Source organism: Bacteroides sp. 90-K9/2 (genome assembly GCF_047310725.1).
Lineage (GTDB): Bacteria > Bacteroidota > Bacteroidia > Bacteroidales > Bacteroidaceae > Bacteroides > Bacteroides vicugnae.
The window spans coordinates 457337-474867 of sequence record NZ_JBCGVL010000003.1; the positions used below are offsets into that span (position 1 = coordinate 457337).

At 40.3% G+C, this 17531-nt stretch carries 15 protein-coding genes; 11 read left to right on the top strand and 4 right to left on the bottom strand.

Annotated elements, in window-relative coordinates:
* Nucleotides 1–25: 25 nt before the first annotated feature.
* On the top strand, nt 26–244 hold the full coding sequence (locus tag AAHJ11_RS11250; RefSeq protein WP_320974938.1) for a hypothetical protein: 219 nt from the start codon (nt 26–28) through the stop codon (nt 242–244).
* Nucleotides 245–249: 5 nt separating this feature from the next.
* On the opposite strand, the gene AAHJ11_RS11255 is transcribed toward AAHJ11_RS11250, so the two are convergent.
* The 3 genes from AAHJ11_RS11255 to AAHJ11_RS11265 all read right to left on the bottom strand — a co-directional run bounded on the left by AAHJ11_RS11255 (nt 250) and on the right by AAHJ11_RS11265 (nt 6198).
* Nucleotides 250–792 carry a beta-class carbonic anhydrase gene (locus tag AAHJ11_RS11255; protein ID WP_148364690.1) on the bottom strand — a complete coding sequence of 181 codons (543 nt, stop codon included), beginning with the start codon at nt 790–792 and terminating at the stop codon, nt 250–252.
* A gap of 118 nt (nt 793–910) precedes the next feature.
* Nucleotides 911–2935: a RagB/SusD family nutrient uptake outer membrane protein gene (locus AAHJ11_RS11260; protein WP_148364689.1), complete on the bottom strand. Its 2025-nt coding sequence runs from the start codon at nt 2933–2935 to the stop codon at nt 911–913.
* Between the two features lie 23 nt (nt 2936–2958).
* Nucleotides 2959–6198 carry a SusC/RagA family TonB-linked outer membrane protein gene (locus AAHJ11_RS11265; protein WP_413579533.1) on the bottom strand — a complete coding sequence of 1080 codons (3240 nt, stop codon included), beginning with the start codon at nt 6196–6198 and terminating at the stop codon, nt 2959–2961.
* A 238-nt stretch (nt 6199–6436) separates the two neighbouring features.
* On the opposite strand from AAHJ11_RS11265, the gene AAHJ11_RS11270 reads away from it, so the two are divergent.
* The 7 genes from AAHJ11_RS11270 (at nt 6437) to AAHJ11_RS11300 (ending at nt 13738) form a co-directional block, all read left to right on the top strand.
* Nucleotides 6437–7435 carry a GNAT family N-acetyltransferase gene (locus tag AAHJ11_RS11270; RefSeq protein ID WP_148364687.1) on the top strand — a complete coding sequence of 333 codons (999 nt, stop codon included), beginning with the start codon at nt 6437–6439 and terminating at the stop codon, nt 7433–7435.
* Between the two features lie 175 nt (nt 7436–7610).
* Complete coding sequence (gene mce / locus AAHJ11_RS11275) at nt 7611–8015, top strand: methylmalonyl-CoA epimerase (protein WP_002561104.1); 405 nt, start codon at nt 7611–7613, stop codon at nt 8013–8015.
* A gap of 28 nt (nt 8016–8043) precedes the next feature.
* On the top strand, nt 8044–9597 hold the full coding sequence (locus AAHJ11_RS11280; protein WP_148364686.1) for an acyl-CoA carboxylase subunit beta: 1554 nt from the start codon (nt 8044–8046) through the stop codon (nt 9595–9597).
* A gap of 31 nt (nt 9598–9628) precedes the next feature.
* Nucleotides 9629–10546, top strand: a complete 918-nt coding sequence (locus AAHJ11_RS11285) for an OadG family transporter subunit (protein WP_195649552.1) — start codon at nt 9629–9631, stop codon at nt 10544–10546.
* Nucleotides 10547–10570: 24 nt separating this feature from the next.
* Entirely contained in the window at nt 10571–11002 is a 432-nt protein-coding gene (locus AAHJ11_RS11290; RefSeq protein WP_148364684.1) for an acetyl-CoA carboxylase biotin carboxyl carrier protein, read from the top strand.
* 1 nt (nt 11003) lies between these two features.
* Entirely contained in the window at nt 11004–12164 is a 1161-nt protein-coding gene (locus tag AAHJ11_RS11295; protein ID WP_117937399.1) for a sodium ion-translocating decarboxylase subunit beta, read from the top strand.
* A gap of 227 nt (nt 12165–12391) precedes the next feature.
* Nucleotides 12392–13738 carry a tetratricopeptide repeat protein gene (locus tag AAHJ11_RS11300; protein WP_320974937.1) on the top strand — a complete coding sequence of 449 codons (1347 nt, stop codon included), beginning with the start codon at nt 12392–12394 and terminating at the stop codon, nt 13736–13738.
* A 113-nt stretch (nt 13739–13851) separates the two neighbouring features.
* Here the strand turns inward: AAHJ11_RS11300 and AAHJ11_RS11305 are convergent, their stop codons facing one another.
* A complete protein-coding gene (locus AAHJ11_RS11305; protein ID WP_195649554.1) occupies nt 13852–14856 on the bottom strand; it encodes a class II fructose-bisphosphate aldolase in 1005 nt (334 codons plus the stop codon).
* Nucleotides 14857–15307: 451 nt separating this feature from the next.
* On the opposite strand from AAHJ11_RS11305, the gene AAHJ11_RS11310 reads away from it, so the two are divergent.
* From AAHJ11_RS11310 to AAHJ11_RS11320, 3 genes are all read left to right on the top strand, one after another.
* Nucleotides 15308–15562 (top strand): type B 50S ribosomal protein L31, encoded by a 255-nt coding sequence (locus AAHJ11_RS11310; RefSeq protein WP_005678397.1) that lies wholly within the window; start codon nt 15308–15310, stop codon nt 15560–15562.
* A 239-nt stretch (nt 15563–15801) separates the two neighbouring features.
* On the top strand, nt 15802–16209 hold the full coding sequence (locus AAHJ11_RS11315) for a hypothetical protein (RefSeq protein WP_148364681.1): 408 nt from the start codon (nt 15802–15804) through the stop codon (nt 16207–16209).
* A 666-nt stretch (nt 16210–16875) separates the two neighbouring features.
* Nucleotides 16876–17304: a hypothetical protein gene (locus AAHJ11_RS11320; RefSeq protein WP_258981414.1), complete on the top strand. Its 429-nt coding sequence runs from the start codon at nt 16876–16878 to the stop codon at nt 17302–17304.
* Nucleotides 17305–17531 lie beyond the last annotated feature (227 nt).

Genomic DNA, 17531 nt, shown 5'->3' on the forward strand with positions numbered 1-17531 from the left:
CTTTGCACAGAGAAATAATTTCATTATGAAAAAGCGAATTACACAAGACGATTACGTTAAAGCGAATCGTAAAGCTAGCCGTGAGGCAGAAATTGAGATGTACGGGCACCCTATTTGTCACAAACGAGTGCACCAGTCAAAGAAAGTATATAACCGTAGAAAGATAAAGGCAGCCAATAAAAAGCTGCCTTATTTTTTTGTATTCAGGATAGCGTCACTATATTTAGAGGTATTAAAAAGATAGTTTATCTATACAATCCGTGTTAATTCTCCAGTTGTAGAATCGATAATAAATCCGTAAACTGTCACATCTGAAGGAATCAAAGGATGACGCACGATAAAATCGACTGTTCCCCTCACGGACTTTTCCGTATCTTCGAAGCCATCCAGCCAGGCATGAAAATCAACTCCGCAGAAGCGCATCATGTCAATATAATCCGGATTTATCCCCCGTGCCGTCATCTTTTCAAGCATCGTTTCACTATGCATGTGACAAGCTCCACAATCAGAATGAGCAATCACCATTATCTCCTCCACACCCAGTTCAAAGATAGCTACGAGTAAACTCCGGATCACGCTACCGAAAGGATGGGAAATAACGCCACCTGCATTCTTTATCATTTTTACATCGCCATTCTTAATTCCTAATGCGGCTGGAAGCAAAGCAGTCAGTCGGGTGTCCATACAGGAAAGAATAGCTATTTTCTTATCGGGATATTTGTTGGTAATATACGATTCATATCCCTTGTTCTCAACAAATTCTTTGTTGTAAGCTAATATTTCTTCTATCATAGTTCCGCTTAAATTATAAAGCTCTGTTCGATGGCACAAAGATAAAGAAAATATATAAAAAAGGGATATGTCATCGCGACATATCCCCTCCTAATTTAAAATTTAATCTGTAAGAGTTCTAATACCCATTATTTCCATATTCTTCTGCATTATCAATCTGACTCAAGAAGTTAAAAGAGATCGGACGTAAATAATGCTTGTTTTCATCAAAGTTTTCAGCCGCACGAGGATTACCAACAGTAAGACGTTGTTTGAAAGAATCTTTGTGACGCTTCATCGTCACCCAACGTTGATATTCTCCACATAATTCACGAGCATACTCGTCCATAACATCATTTTGTGTAGCATTACTCAATTTCATGGCATTGTAAGATGCATCATCACGAGCTGCACGCTTTTTCAGTACATTCAGATATTCTGCCGCTTTTCCGCCATTTCCTAATTGCTGGTTAGCTTCAGCAGCAATCAGATATACTTCAGCCATACGCATAATGAATACATCACCTGTCTTACGTTGCAGATTACTACTATATGAATCTTCCGATAGCCAATTAAATTTGTTGAAACCAGGATACATGTTTTTGTCATTAGTGACTTTTATATCCGTTTTACGATATTGTCCGTTATCAAACAAATCATCAATATTGATTACATAATATCTACGTTTCGCTTTTTCCGCATCCGAAAGTTTTTCTTTTGACAAATAGAAACAAATTCTATCATCGTCTTCAGCAACAGGATAAGGGATTACATAAGGATTCTTCACTTCTTGCAACTTGGAAGGATCACCGCTATTTTCTCCTTTAGGCCAAACCTTGGCAGTAAGCTTCGGAGCCCAAGTTCCATCGTAATATGCATAATTCAAGTCACCATATGGATAAATATACTCATTATGAAATTTTGCATCCAACCCATAAGTATTAATCATATTTTGAGTAAGAATTGTAAATGAACTAATGTTATCATTTACACCATGTTTGGTTCCTATTTTCGGTGTAGTACCATCATCCAATGTTTGCTTCTTATTAGTAAATAGGTAGCTACCTCCCGACTGTACGCCGGAGAACTGCACAAAGGCGGTCGTAAAGGTTACCTCCCATCGCTTATCATAATCTGCATCAAAGCAATCCAACAAATACTTGGAGGGTGCCAAAGTACTATTATTTGTACGTCCATACCAATAGTTTTGATTATCCGGTGTTGGATAAATAGTTAAAGTATTTGGTTTTGGATACATATAAGTAAAGTTATTATTACATTGTGTCCCCGCGTTCCAAATCTCCAGATTTGTTGCATCCGGACCGGCAGCAATAAATAAGGCCTCCTTATTATTTCGATTGTTCGCCGGTGCCCAAACATCTTCCACATCATCATAAAGACAACTGCTATATGCTGAAATCATATCTTCTGCCACTTCTTTTGCACGCTGCCAATAAGATACTCCATCCTCTGTCAAACCATATTCACCTCCACCTTGAGCGTAGACACGAGCCAAAAGTCCTAACGCAGTCTTCTTAGTCACACGCGCACGATTATTATCGTAAGGGGTGTCCTCAAGATTGTTGGCTGCAAATTTCAAATCATCAATTATCTGCGTATATAGTTCTTCAATCGAGTTACGCCGCGGAGTCAAAATAGGATCTTGGGATGATTCTTCCAATGTTAATGTTACATTGCCATAATTATTCACTAATATAGAGTAATAGAATGCACGGAGACAACGGGCTTCAGCCACTAAAGTCGTTATATCCTTTTCATTACCGTCAGTTACCAATTCAGCTCTGGTCACTACCGCATTACAATTACCGATCATAGAATAAGCCTGACCAAACAACTTATTTGTCGCATTGGTATTTGTGGCTAAACCATCATAATAAATCACCTGTTTGGCATAATCAGGATTACCTGCAGGAGTTATCCAACAGTCCGTTCCGCCTTCAGCAACGGATAAGAAATCATACACACTGAATAACTGCCCATAAAGTGATGAATAACAGTAAGATTGTAATCCTTTGAGCCCATCAAAAGTAGCAAGAATTTCATCCCCTGTTTTTTGACTTGGATTATACTCATCAAGCGAGCAGGCAGACATTGAAGCCACAGCGAATGTAAGCGCTGCTATTTTATAGATTGTTCTTTTCATTTCAATACTTTTTTTAGTGAAAACTAGAATGTAACATTTACACCAAATACAAATTGTTTGGTCAATGGGTACTTCAGAGAGCCATTCATTTCAGGATCATAGTCTTTCAGCAAATGGCTTTTTGCAAATACAAACGGATTTGTAATTGTAGCATAGAAACGACATTTCTCTATACCGGCTGATTTTAATATGGATTTCGGCAAGCTATATCCCAAGGTTATGTTCTTAATCTTTATAAATGAACCGTCTACATAACGTAGTCCATAATATCCTGTATATTGTTCAAGCCCTTTATTAGCATTGGCAGCAGGAAAATCATTTGATGGATTGTTTTCCGTCCAATAATTGAAATATGTTGGGAAGTTACGTATACCCTTCGGGTCATAAGATGTCAACATATCATAGGCAAACATCTGTCCGTAGCGTGCATACACGAATATACTTAAATCAAAGTCCTTCCAAGTGAAATTATTCTGAAAACCTAAAGACCAATCCGGAGAATTGTGACCCAGGATTTGATAATCCGCATCACTTGGAGTATATTTATTATCAGATGTATAATAAATAACATTACCATTTGCATCTACGGCAGCACGCCCCGTTTCCTCATCAATCTTATAGAATCTGCCATCTGCCTCCTTTACCAAATTAGGTATATTGATTTTCAAATCACCAGGTGCAGCCCCAAATACTGCCGCATCAGTCTCTTCCCCCTTTTGCCATACACCGTCCAACTTATAATGATAATAAGAATTAATAGCTTCTCCCAATGCCAATGCATATCCAGTGTCACCATTATTAAGCACATCAGAATCTCCACCGGACAATTTAGTAATTTCTTCCTTATTATGATTGAAAGTCACACTAGAGCTCCAAGTAAAATTCTTTGTTATAATATTGCGTGTATTAAGAGCCAACTCAAAACCTTTATTGCTGGTCTCACACATATTCAAATTTGTGGTATAATTCGCTGTAGTTCCACCATCTGGTGAGAATGCACCGTTTACAACAGGAAGAGCTTTATTCCATATAACATCTTTCGTTTTTGTATTATAATATTCCATACTAACATCAATACGATTATTCAGGAACGCAGCATCAATACCGATATTGGTATTATATGACTTTTCCCACGTAAGCAAGTAGTTTGGAATATTCTGCGAGAACTTATAAATAGGCGTCAAAACACCCCCTAACACCATATTGACAGAAGTAGCATCCAATGACGCAGCAGAAGAGTAAGGATCAATACCTGCCGTACTACCTGTAACACCGTATCCAAAGCGAATTTTCAGATTACTCAACCAATTTGTCGTACTCTCCATAAATTTCTCGTCAGAAATTCTCCAGCCCAAAGAAAAAGCCGGGAAGGTATCCCATTTATTACCTTCTGCCAGTCTGGAAGATCCGTCATGACGAACAGATGCAGAGAGCAAATACCTGCCCAAATATGAGTAATTCAAACGACCGACATATCCCATTCCTTTAGACATGCTATATGAAGTACTTCCCGAAGTTGCAGAATTACCGTCAAGAATATTATGCCATAAGAATTTATTATCAGAAACACCTTTCTGATACAAAGTAGTGACATCACTACGATTATGATTCCAAGACGTAACCGCGGTAAGAGTTATATCATGTACTTTCTTAATTTGGAAATTGTAGGTAAGTATATTCTCCCATTTATAGTTATACGAACGGCTGTCTTTTACCTGCGCCTTAATGCCATCTGCCGTTTGATTTGCTTTATACCATTGAACAGATCCCTCTCCGGTAAAAGTATTGCTACGTGAATATCCCAAACTGGCACCGGCACGAGTAATAAAAGTCAATCCTTTAAGAGGAGTGATTTCCAAATAAGGATTAAAATATACTTTGAGGTTTTGGGCCTGATTGCGATACAAACTTTTATCCTCATTCAAAAGATAATTATATACTGTAGATGAAGGGTCGGCAACTGGTTGAGGGTTTATACTCCCATCTTCATTATACAAAGTTCCAAGGGGATTTGATGCCATCAAAGTCTGCAAATCAGAATCAGCTTTATTTTGATGTACATAGGATAACTGCGTATCAATCCCAACCTTCATCCAGTTCTTAATCTTATGGTCTACCCGGATTTTAGATGAATAAAGTTTATAGCTATCTTGTGCAAACTGCCCATCCTCATTAGAAAAATTCAGAGAAAAATAGGCTTTTGTTTTTTCCGTTCCACCGGCCACAGAAACTGAATAATTCTGTGTTACACTAGTTTTCAACAAAGCATCCACCCAGTCTATATATTGTCCATTTTGATGCGCATTCCATTCAGCATCAGTAGTAAACAGATTTTTATCATCTGCAACTGAACTCCAACGTCCATCACCAGCACCAATAGAAGCATCTCTCAATGTTTGTATATAGCTCTCTCCACTACGCATCTCCGGTGTTCTTGACCAGCCGTTTACACCTACATACGCATTAAAATTAACTATAGCTTTACCTTCCTTACCGCCTTTTGTAGTAATTAAAATAACACCATTTGCACCACTCGAACCATAAATAGCCGTTGAGGAAGCATCTTTTAAAACTTCAATACTTTCAATATCATTAGGATTCAATGTAGAATAATCCCCTGGCATACCATCAATTATAAATAAAGGATTTCCAGAATCCTTCTGGAATGACCGGTTACCACGCAGCTGCATCTTTACTCCCGAACCGGCCTGTCCCGATTCACGCGTAATGTCCAATCCTGCTACTTTACCTTGCAAAGCCTGCATCGGATTCGAGCCCGGGTTCATTACAACATCTTCACTTTTTACAGAAGTGATAGCCCCGGTTAAATCGCGTTTCTTCATCGTACCGTAACCTACCACAACAACCTCATCCAATGCCTTTGTATCCGAAACCATTTTCACATTGACCGGTCCATTCCCCGCCACTGTTACAGTTTGTTCTTTATAACCGATATAAGAAATGACCAGTTCTTTTCTTCCCGCTGGAAGATTGATAGAAAAGTTACCGTCAAAATCAGTAATCGTACCTGTACTTGTTCCTTTCACAACAATAGAAACACCAATCAGTGGCTCCCCGCTTTCATCAACAACAGTTCCTTTCACAGTTTTCGTTTGTGTGACAACTTGCACCATAGTATTAGAGACTCCATCTTCTGCATAAACAGAATATGACAGAGGGGCATACAATAAAGACAGCCCTAAAATCATGGAAGCGCGTCTATGATGATTCTTCCATGCTTCAACAAATACATTGTATCTCATTCGTTCTAATTTAAAGTTAATATTAATTCTCGTTGTTTTGCAAAAACTATTTGATTATAATCATAATTATGACGAACATAATTTATACACGTACTCACCTTTTATACCATTTTTCTCTTAAAAGATATATTTTTTCCAATAAATTCGCAAAGATAAACAGCACTTTACTTCAAGCATCTCCAACAAATTCTCCGTTTTGTTGTTGAATAAAGAATAAAAAGTGTAAATTTGTACCTAGATGCCACTTAAACTAACGACATATTATCAAGGGAAGGATATTCCTGAATTACCGGGAAAAAACACCTTCCATTCCAAAGAGTTATTTCAGATTTATGAAGCAACTCCCGGGTATACTCCTTTATTAATAGTCGCAACGGAAGACGGAAAACCTGTAGCACGCCTGCTCGCCGCTATCCGCAAAGCTAAAAAGTGGCTTCCTTCCTCTTTAGTGAAACATTGTGTAGTATATAGCGAAGGTGAATTTCTGGACGAATCCCTTTCTGACAATAAAGAGAAAGCAGAAGAAGTCTTTGGGGATATGCTCGAACATCTCACGCAGGAAGCATCGCGCAGCTGTGTCCTGATCGAATTCCGAAACCTGAACAATTCGATGTTCGGCTATCGGGTTTTCAGAGCCAACGATTATTTCCCTGTCAACTGGTTACGGGTACGCAATTCGTTACACAGCATGAAAAAGACGGAAGACCGATTCAGTCCGTCGCGCATCCGGCAGATCAAAAAAGGACTCAAAAATGGAGCCAGAGTAGAGGAAGCACATACAGTGGAAGAAATACACGCCTTCTCACGAATGCTACACAAAGTCTATTCTTCCCGCATACGCAGATATTTTCCTGCCAACGATTTCTTCCGTCACATGAACAGCGTGCTAATTAAAGGAAAACTAGCAAAAATATTCGTTGTAAAATATAAAGAGAAAATCATCGGCGGTTCCGTCTGCATCTATTCGGGAGACGATGCATACCTCTGGTTTTCAGGAGGGATGAGAAAGACGTACGCACTTCAATATCCGGGCGTGCTAGCCGTTTGGAAAGCATTGGAAGATGCACACCAGCGAGGATTCCGCCACATGGAATTTATGGATGTGGGTCTTCCGTTCCGCAGACACGGCTATCGTGATTTTGTTCTCCGCTTCGGAGGAAAACAAAGTAGTACCCGCCGCTGGTTCCGCGTCAACTGGAATTGGCTGAACAAACTCTTAGTCAAATTTTATATCTAAATGTAATCTCAAGATTACAAAACAACTCTTTATGTTCCTTGTCCACCATTTTTTCTGCTTTATCACCCAACAATTAAATGCAGAAATATTTCTTTATTAGGTAAGAATTGTCTTTCTTTGTGCTGTTTTATGCCTTATGAGCACAGATTTAAAACCAAATAAAAAAAGTATAGTTATGAAGATTTCACACATTGAACATCTGGGCATTGCTGTAAAAAGCATTGAAGAAGCCCTTCCTTACTACGAAAATGTATTAGGTCTGAAGTGTTACAACATTGAAACAGTGGAAGATCAGAAAGTAAGAACCGCTTTTTTAAAAGTAGGTGAAACCAAAATCGAACTGTTGGAACCGACTTGCCCTGAAAGTACCATTGCCAAATTTATTGAAAACAAAGGTGCAGGTGTTCATCACGTTGCATTTGCTGTAGAAGATGGCGTAGCTAATGCTTTGGCAGAAGCAGAAAGCAAAGAAATCCGCCTTATCGACAAAGCTCCCCGCAAAGGTGCTGAAGGTTTGAATATCGCTTTCCTTCACCCGAAATCAACTCTGGGCGTGTTAACAGAACTCTGCGAACATTAATCATAAACTCTAAAACCAACAAGAACTCATGAGTAATCAACTTGAAAAAATTAAAGAGCTTATTGAACGCCGTGCCGTAGCACGTATCGGAGGCGGTGAAAAAGCAATTGCGAAGCAACATGAAAAAGGGAAATACACAGCACGCGAGCGTCTGGCTATGCTGCTTGATGAGGGTAGCTTCGAAGAAATGGACATGTTCGTTGAGCACAGATGCACGAACTTCGGTATGGATAAAAAACATTATCCGGGCGACGGAGTAGTGACCGGCTGCGGTACGATCGAAGGACGTTTGGTATATGTGTTCGCACAGGACTTTACCGTTTCTGCCGGTTCACTGTCAGAAACAATGTCACTGAAAATCTGTAAAATCATGGATCAGGCAATGAAAATGGGTGCTCCCTGCATCGGTATCAACGACTCGGGTGGTGCACGTATCCAGGAAGGTATCAATGCTTTGGCCGGTTATGCAGAAATCTTCCAACGCAATATCCTTGCTTCCGGTGTTATCCCACAGATTTCCGGTATCTTCGGTCCTTGTGCCGGTGGTGCTGTTTATTCTCCGGCTCTGACCGACTTCACGCTGATGATGGAAGGCACTTCTTATATGTTCCTTACCGGACCAAAAGTTGTGAAAACCGTAACAGGTGAAGATGTTAGCCAAGAAAACCTCGGTGGTGCAAGCGTTCACTCCACAAAATCAGGCGTGACTCACTTCACCGCTAAAACAGAAGAAGAAGGTTTCGAACTGATTCGTAAACTGTTAAGCTTTATTCCTCAAAATAATCTTGAAGAAGCTCCTTATGTAGATTGTACAGACCCAATCGACCGTTTGGAAGATTCTTTGAACGATATCATTCCCGACAGCCCAACTAAACCGTATGATATGTACGAAGTAATCGGCGCTATCGTGGACAACGGTGAATTCCTTGAAATCCAGAAAGATTATGCAAAGAATATCATCATCGGTTTTGCCCGTTTCAACGGCCAGTCAGTAGGTATCGTTGCTAATCAGCCCAAGTATCTGGCTGGTGTGCTCGACAGCAATGCATCTCGCAAGGGTGCACGTTTCGTCCGTTTCTGTGATGCATTCAATATTCCTATCGTATCGTTGGTAGACGTACCGGGATTCCTTCCGGGAACAGGGCAGGAATACAACGGTGTTATCCTTCATGGAGCTAAGCTGTTGTACGCTTACGGTGAAGCTACTGTGCCCAAGGTTACTATCACATTACGTAAATCTTACGGAGGTTCTCACATCGTGATGAGCTGTAAGCAACTTCGCGGTGATATGAACTACGCATGGCCGACTGCCGAAATTGCAGTAATGGGTGGTGCAGGAGCAGTAGAAGTATTGTACGCACGTGAGGCTAAAGATCAGGAAAATCCTGCCCAATTCCTTGCAGAGAAAGAAGCAGAATACACGAAACTGTTTGCCAATCCTTACAATGCAGCAAAATACGGCTACATTGACGATGTGATTGAACCACGCAACACACGTTTCCGCGTGATCCGTGCTTTGCAGCAGTTGCAGACTAAGAAATTGAGTAATCCGGCTAAGAAGCATGGTAATATTCCGTTGTAATCCAACCTTTCACATTAAAACAAGAACGATTATGAACAAAACCAAAATCGGAATATTCCTTTCTTTGCTGTTGCTGATTGGGCTGACTTCTTGTGGAGAGCAAAAGTCAAACAACAAGTTGGTACTGAATGAAATCCTGATAGACAATCAGAGTAATTTTCAGGACGACTACGGGTTGCACAGTGCATGGATCGAAATATTCAATAAATCATTCGGTAGCGCCGACCTGGCAGCTTGTTTGCTGAAAGTAAGTAGCCAACCGGGCGATACAGTTACTTATTTTATCCCGAAAGGTGATATACTGACATTAGTGAAACCACGTCAACATGCTCTGTTCTGGGCAGACGGCGAGCCTAACCGCGGTACTTTCCATACCAGTTTTAAGCTGAATCCGGAGACTGCCAACTGGATTGGCTTGTACGACTCCGGCAGAAAGTTGCTTGACCAGATTGTAGTGCCGGCAGGCGCTCTCGGTCCCGACCAATCATACGCTCGCATAAGCGACGGAGCAATGGAGTGGGAAGTAAAAGGTGGAAGTGGTGACAAATACGTGACTCCGAGCACTAACAATAAGACTCTTGACAGTAATGCCAAAATGGAAAAATTTGAGGAACACGATGCTGAAGGTATTGGAATGTCTATTTCTGCCATGAGCGTAGTATTCTGCGGATTGATTCTTCTCTTTATTGCTTTCAAGATTGTAGGAAAAGTAGCCGTAAATTTGAGCAAACGTAATGCTATGAAATCTAAAGGCATCGACAAACAAGAAGCGAAAGAGCTGTCACAAGCTCCGGGCGAAGTTTACGCTGCCATCTCTATGGCATTACACGAGATGCAGGATGAGGTACACGACGTAGAAGAAACGGTACTCACCATCACTCGTGTAAAACGTAGCTATTCACCATGGAGTTCGAAGATTTACACCTTGCGTGAAACTCCCAAAAAGTAAATCACCCCATAAAAAAATAAAACGATGAAAGAATACAAATATAAAATCAATGGTAACTCTTATAAAGTGACCATCGGAAATATTGAAGATAATATCGCTCATGTAGAAGTGAACGGTACACACTATAAAGTAGAAATGGAGAAACAACCGAAGCCTGCTGCGAAACCAGTAACAGTGCGTCCTATGCCTAATGCTCCTACTGCTCCTACTCAAGTAGTGAAACCAGCTGCTCCGTCTACCGGAAAATCGGGAGTGAAATCTCCGCTGCCGGGCGTTATCCTTGACATCAAAGTAAACGTAGGCGATACTGTAAAGAAAGGCCAGACTATCATTATATTGGAAGCCATGAAGATGGAAAACAATATCAATGCGGATAAAGACGGTAAAATTACTGCCATCAACGTAAACAAAGGTGACTCTGTTCTTGAAGGTAATGACCTCGTAATTATTGAATAATATGGGAGATTTTATAAACTTTTTAGGAAATAACCTCGCCGACTTCTGGACATATACGGGCTTTGCAAATGCTACTGTAGGGCACATCGTTATGATTCTTGTGGGTTTGGGGTTCATCTATTTGGCAGTAGCCAAAGAGTTCGAACCGATGTTGCTGATTCCTATCGGTTTCGGTATATTGATCGGTAATATACCTTTTAATATGGATGCGGGACTGAAAGTCGGTATCTATGAAGAAGGTTCTGTATTGAATATCCTGTATCAGGGAGTGACCTCCGGCTGGTACCCGCCGCTCATCTTCTTAGGCATCGGTGCTATGACGGATTTCTCGGCACTTATCTCCAACCCGAAATTGATGTTGATCGGTGCAGCTGCACAGTTCGGTATCTTCGGTGCATACATGATCGCATTGGAAATGGGTTTCGACCCGATGCAAGCCGGTGCTATCGGTATCATTGGTGGAGCAGACGGTCCGACGGCCATCTTCCTTTCCTCCAAGCTAGCACCTAACCTGATGGGAGCCATTGCGGTGTCCGCCTACTCCTACATGGCGTTGGTTCCGGTGATACAGCCGCCTATTATGCGCCTGCTCACCACCAAAAGTGAACGCGTCATTCGCATGAAACCGCCGCGTGCAGTTTCTCACACAGAGAAGGTGATTTTCCCGATCATCGGTTTGTTGCTGACTTGCTTCCTGGTTCCTTCCGGTCTGCCTTTGCTAGGTATGCTGTTCTTCGGTAACCTATTGAAAGAAAGTGGTGTAACCCGTCGTTTGGCTAATACTGCCAGCGGTCCGTTGATTGATACTATCACTATCCTGTTGGGTCTGACAGTAGGTGCTTCTACGCAAGCTTCCGAATTCCTGACGCTCGACTCTATCAAGATTTTCGCTCTCGGTGCATTGTCATTCATCATTGCAACTGCATCCGGTGTCATCTTTGTTAAGATATTCAATATCTTCCTGAAGAAGGGCAACAAGATTAATCCGTTGATCGGTAATGCAGGTGTATCTGCCGTTCCTGACTCTGCACGTATCTCGCAAGTAATCGGTTTGGAATACGATTCAACCAACTACTTGTTGATGCACGCTATGGGGCCGAACGTTGCCGGAGTGATCGGTTCAGCAGTTGCTGCCGGTATCCTGCTTGGATTCTTGATGTAAGAGACAAATGCCCCTGCCGGATTTCCATTCGGTATGCTTTAAACATATATATATAAAGATCACCCGTGTTACATTCAGTTGCGACACGGGTGTTCTTTATATACAGCCATAGTGTTATCTTCTCTTATCATTCCGTTAATCTATCCAAAACGATCTACGAATAATTCGTAAATAAAATATTTTTAGTAACTTGTAACAAATAAGTCAAACAACTAAAATAAGATTTTATGAAACGGATTATTATTCTGTTCTTCCTTGGTTGCACCATCCCTCTCATGGCACAACACACAGACCATATTCAGGAAGCTATGGCAAACTACGATTACGAGACAGCTCTTTCTCTTATCGCCCAAAAGAAATCAACCCCTCACCTACTCTTACAGAAAGGCAAAGCGTTGCGAGGACTAGGACTCACCACAGAGGCACTATCCACCTACGAAGAAATTATCTCTAACGATACCACCAATGCTCGTGCATTCATTGAAGCAGCCGAATGCTGCCGGGCACTGGCCAAATACAATCAAGCGCTGAAATATTACGAATACGCCCTTGATCTGAATCCGGAGAACAAATATGTACGTATTCAATATATCAGTTTACTCCTGACCCAGCAAAAGTTTCGCGATGCACTTGGCGAAAGTAGTCTAATGACGGAAAAAGACAGTTCTGCTATTGTCCTGCATCTGCAAGCTCAAAGTTTTGAAGGGATGGGCGAACTTCTGCCTGCCGCAGGTTGCTATTACAATATTCAGGAGAAATATCCCGACGATTACCTGGCTGCCACCAAACTGGGAGCTTTGAATATATCCGGTTCATATTTCGATGAGGCCATCGAAGCTACAGAAAAATACCGTCAAATTGACAGTACCAATATCTCGGTCAACCGGCAGAATGCCTTGGCATATTGCCTCAAACGAGACTATCCCACTGCCATCCGGCGTTATGAATATCTTGTTAGCCAAGGAGATAGCACCTTCCACACTTGTTATTATCTGGGAATTAGCTATTATGCAGTGGAGAAATATTACGAAGCCCATGATTTTTTGGAAGTCGCCCGTAAATACGATCCCGATAATATCAATCTCCTTTATTATCTCGGCCGGGCGTGTTCTAAAACTTCCTGGAAAAAAGAAGGCGTAAACTATCTGGAAAAAGCAATTGAATTATCCATACCTAAAGATAGCAGCATGACCAGACTCTATATTGGAATGACCGACTGCTACAAGATGGCACAAATGCATAAAGAACAGATCGAATCCATCAAAGAACGTTACCAACAGTATGACAAACAAAACCACAAACTATTGTATGACATGGCCTATATATACTTCTATGCCCTGAAAGACAAGAAAAACACCGAGCGCTGCCTGGAAGCATTTCTAAAAACACGTCCTAAAGACAGTGAGAAAGAGGAGCCGGAAATAAATGAGGAAGGCGAACTTATCCTGGGAAAATCTAATTATTATAATGCTGCTGCCAACTGGCTGAAAGTTCTTCGAGACAAACAGAAAGTAGAAGAATTCTTTCAAAACGGACACTCAACATCCATGAAAAATGAACAGAACAATAAATAAGTATGGCTCTGCTCTGCAATGATATTCGCTAGGACAATATTTAAGTTAACAAAAAAGGCTGTCCTGGGTTAACCGGGATCAGCCTTTCTTTTATTTATGGAATAATCCGAGGATTACTGTGCCAATTTGTTATCAGAACCGAGCACGTTCAGAATTTTGTGCTTGTATAGTTTTTCCATGTTGTCACGAGCCGGACCAAGATACTTACGTGGGTCGAATTCAGCTGGTTTTTCAACGAAAGTCTTACGGATAGCAGCAGTCATAGCCAGACGTGAGTCAGAGTCGATGTTGATTTTGCAGACAGCAGACTTAGCAGCCTTACGCAACCATTCTTCCGGAATACCGATAGCAGCTTTCAGTGCACCACCGTATTTGTTGATAGTTTCCACTTCTTCTTGAGGAACTGAAGATGATCCGTGAAGAACGATAGGGAATCCCGGAAGTTTTTCCATTACAGCATCCAATACTTCGAAAGCCAATGGAGGAGGAACCATTACACCTGTAACCGGGTCGATGTGGCATTGTTCCGGAGTAAACTTGTAAGCACCGTGAGAAGTACCGATTGAGATAGCCAAAGAGTCGCAACCAGTGCGAGTAGCGAAGTCGATTACTTCTTCAGGGTCAGTATATGTGTGGTGGTCAGCAGAAACTTCATCTTCTACACCAGCCAATACGCCAAGTTCACCTTCTACAGTTACGTCGAACTGGTGAGCGTACTCAACAACTTTCTTAGTCAATGCAACGTTTTCTTCGTAAGGAAGATGAGAACCGTCGATCATCACTGAAGAGAAACCTGAATCGATACAAGATTTGCAAGTTTCGAATGTATCTCCGTGGTCAAGATGAAGAACGATTTCCGGATGTGCGCAGCCTAATTCTTTAGCATATTCTACAGCACCCTGTGCCATGTAACGCAACAAAGTAGCGTTAGCATACTGACGAGCACCTTTAGAAACCTGAAGAATCACAGGAGATTTAGTTTCAACAGCAGCCTTGATGATAGCCTGCATCTGTTCCATATTGTTGAAGTTGAATGCTGGGATAGCATATCCACCTTTGATAGCCTTAGCAAACATTTCTTTTGTGTTTACCAATCCTAAATCTTTGTAATTTACCATTTTGTTTAAAGTTTATTGTTAGTGAATAAAAATTCTACGCAAAAGTAAGCATTATCCATCGAATAACGAACATTGGAAAGAAAAATATAGTAGAAAAAGGTTTAAATCAGACACCAAAAATTAGCAGGAATACGAGTGTGACATTAGATTGTAATGTCTACCTTGCAAATAAACGGATAAAAGACAGTAAAGTGCATTTCTGCATTCTATCCATCATTCATCAATATGAGTTATGCTATTCGTATATGAATAATGCGAATCATATTAATATAGATATATTATAGGTACGGATTGCCTAAATTTAGAAAGCAGAGCATCTTTATCGAAGTTTTTTCCATAAAACCTTTTTCTATTTCACAGAAAAGCATTATCTTTGCGCTCTGAAAATGACCATTACACTATTTCTTACCAAAATAGTAACAGAATATAAATTAAAAAAACAGATACTGAAATGAAAAAAGGCCTTCATCCAGAATCATACCGTCCGGTAGTATTTAAAGATATGTCAAATGGTGACATGTTTTTGTCTAAGTCAACTGTAGCAACTAAAGAAACCATCGAATTCGAAGGTGAAACTTATCCGTTGCTGAAGATTGAAATCTCAAACACTTCTCACCCGTTCTATACAGGTAAATCTACATTGGTGGATACTGCAGGTCGTGTTGATAAGTTCATGAGCCGTTACGGTGACCGTAAGAAGAAATAATTCGATCTTTCGTGAAAGATGAAAAAAGAGGAGATTCTCGTAGAGAATTTCCTCTTTTTCGTTTCTGTATTCCTTATTCCTTTCGATTTGTTTATTCCTCCCCCTTCGAAACAAAATGGTTTCAGCCGGAGTCAGAAAGTTTTTAGAGATATAACCCCAAAAAGAAATAAAAGAAATATCACCAAATCCGATTTATTATCAAATAAAGGGAGTACCTTTACCCGACTAATTAAGTAAAAATGGAAATAACTGATTTAAAACAAATGACAAAGGAGGAAGTTTTTAATTTTATCAGACAACGCCTTTCTTTCAATGATGAATTGCTCGAGCAATTCAGACATGTAAAAAAGGACGATCTCGCAAAAGAACATCGTAGATTCGAAATGTCCGGAAACGAATCAAAAACAGGCTGGTGCACAGTTTTCAATACTGCTATTCTAAATGAGTTTGCCGATCTGGGTATCTATAACTATACTTCTTACCTTTTTCTCGACTTCCACAATGGCACTCCAACCATTTATCTCAAATACTTTCTTGAGGACGAAAATCTGGAATATACATTTAACGGATATACCACAACAGAAATCATATTTGAAATTTTAGAACTGACTATCTTCTCCGGAAAGCCGGAAAGAAAACGGAACTAAAACGGAATAAAAAAATAGTTGTACAGAAATATAATGTTTCTGGCGGTTAGTGAACTGTACTCCTAAAGTTTTGTATCCAACTTTAAGAGTGCAGTTCATGATTAAACTGTCGGAAACTTTTTATCATTATCACCATATTCCTTATCTATATATCATATCTACCCTATCAATATACCATATTTCCTGTAATTGATACCTCTTTTCCATCTAATTCCGAAAAAAACATATATCTTTGTCATACGCTTTCTGCCCATCAGCGTGATGAAAAAGCAAAAGCGGTTTTTTATTTCCTAACGGAGTAAATAACGTATTGTCTCCCAAATCGAAACTTAGCAAATTTCATGCACCGGGAGATGATACAACAGATACTCCACGTAGATGATCGTATATCAACATATCGATTAAAGATGTTATATATATATATTGATTAGCATAGGTGTCTGTTGTTTATCATTATCTGGTGCACGGTATGCTAAGACCTCGATTTAGATAATAGTACAACAGCACTCACGTTTTTATAGTATCCGGTCGGTTTCAACAATCCTTATACCCCAAACCAATTCTCCCCCCCGACCGAAATCACAAAAATCGTGGGTGTTCGTTGCACCTCTCCGGACAATACGTTATTTACTCCTTTTTCTTATAACACATTAAAACAAAAGCGATATGCCAGAATGGATTAGTGTAGAAAAAGCAGTGATTAAGTATCACATCGAAAAAGAAGCGATCCTGCTTTGGGTGGAAATGGGACAATTCCCTATGTTATACATAGACAATGTTCCGAACGTTGACGAAGAATGTATTCTGGAACTCTTTCGCCGAAGTAAAGCCGGTATTACAACAGAATATATTGATACGCTGGAACAACTGTGTATAGACAAAACGATGGTCTGCGAGAAATACGCCCACATTATTCAATTGAAAGAAAAGGAAATTCAGTTGCAAAAGGAAATAAATACGTTGATAAACGAGATACAAGCAGCAATGAAAAGACAAAACGAACGAATCCGGGATTTGAAAAAAGCGATTGGAGAGAATAACAACGTTATACGTAGTGACAGTTGGATAAAAAGGCTGTGCAAAAGGTTCCAATAGTGAATAATTGTCAGTGCACCTGCTAATGATGAATCAAAACGCCAATATGTTAATATGCCAATTACCATGTGGGACACAGCGTAAACAATTAGCATATTGACACATTATTACACGGTTTTCACCACAGAGGACACGGAGGACACAGAGATTATTCTTCAGACGACGAATGAGCAATGGTATATCCTCTACCGCAAAGCCCAAGCGATGCATACCTGTATCCAGTTTCA

Excerpts from the sequence above, each read along its gene's own strand:
- AAHJ11_RS11260 (WP_148364689.1), bottom strand. The coding sequence starts at position 2,935 with ATGAAAAGAACAATCTATAAAATAGCAGCGCTTACATTCGCTGTGGCT.
- AAHJ11_RS11315 (WP_148364681.1), top strand. The coding sequence starts at position 15,802 with ATGGAAATAACTGATTTAAAACAAATGACAAAGGAGGAAGTTTTTAAT.
- AAHJ11_RS11270 (WP_148364687.1), top strand. The coding sequence starts at position 6,437 with ATGCCACTTAAACTAACGACATATTATCAAGGGAAGGATATTCCTGAA.
- AAHJ11_RS11250 (WP_320974938.1), top strand. The coding sequence starts at position 26 with ATGAAAAAGCGAATTACACAAGACGATTACGTTAAAGCGAATCGTAAA.
- AAHJ11_RS11320 (WP_258981414.1), top strand. The coding sequence starts at position 16,876 with ATGCCAGAATGGATTAGTGTAGAAAAAGCAGTGATTAAGTATCACATC.
- AAHJ11_RS11290 (WP_148364684.1), top strand. The coding sequence starts at position 10,571 with ATGAAAGAATACAAATATAAAATCAATGGTAACTCTTATAAAGTGACC.
- AAHJ11_RS11295 (WP_117937399.1), top strand. The coding sequence starts at position 11,004 with ATGGGAGATTTTATAAACTTTTTAGGAAATAACCTCGCCGACTTCTGG.
- AAHJ11_RS11265 (WP_413579533.1), bottom strand. The coding sequence starts at position 6,198 with ATGAGATACAATGTATTTGTTGAAGCATGGAAGAATCATCATAGACGC.
- AAHJ11_RS11255 (WP_148364690.1), bottom strand. The coding sequence starts at position 792 with ATGATAGAAGAAATATTAGCTTACAACAAAGAATTTGTTGAGAACAAG.
- AAHJ11_RS11280 (WP_148364686.1), top strand. The coding sequence starts at position 8,044 with ATGAGTAATCAACTTGAAAAAATTAAAGAGCTTATTGAACGCCGTGCC.
- AAHJ11_RS11300 (WP_320974937.1), top strand. The coding sequence starts at position 12,392 with ATGAAACGGATTATTATTCTGTTCTTCCTTGGTTGCACCATCCCTCTC.
- AAHJ11_RS11310 (WP_005678397.1), top strand. The coding sequence starts at position 15,308 with ATGAAAAAAGGCCTTCATCCAGAATCATACCGTCCGGTAGTATTTAAA.
- AAHJ11_RS11305 (WP_195649554.1), bottom strand. The coding sequence starts at position 14,856 with ATGGTAAATTACAAAGATTTAGGATTGGTAAACACAAAAGAAATGTTT.
- mce (WP_002561104.1), top strand. The coding sequence starts at position 7,611 with ATGAAGATTTCACACATTGAACATCTGGGCATTGCTGTAAAAAGCATT.
- AAHJ11_RS11285 (WP_195649552.1), top strand. The coding sequence starts at position 9,629 with ATGAACAAAACCAAAATCGGAATATTCCTTTCTTTGCTGTTGCTGATT.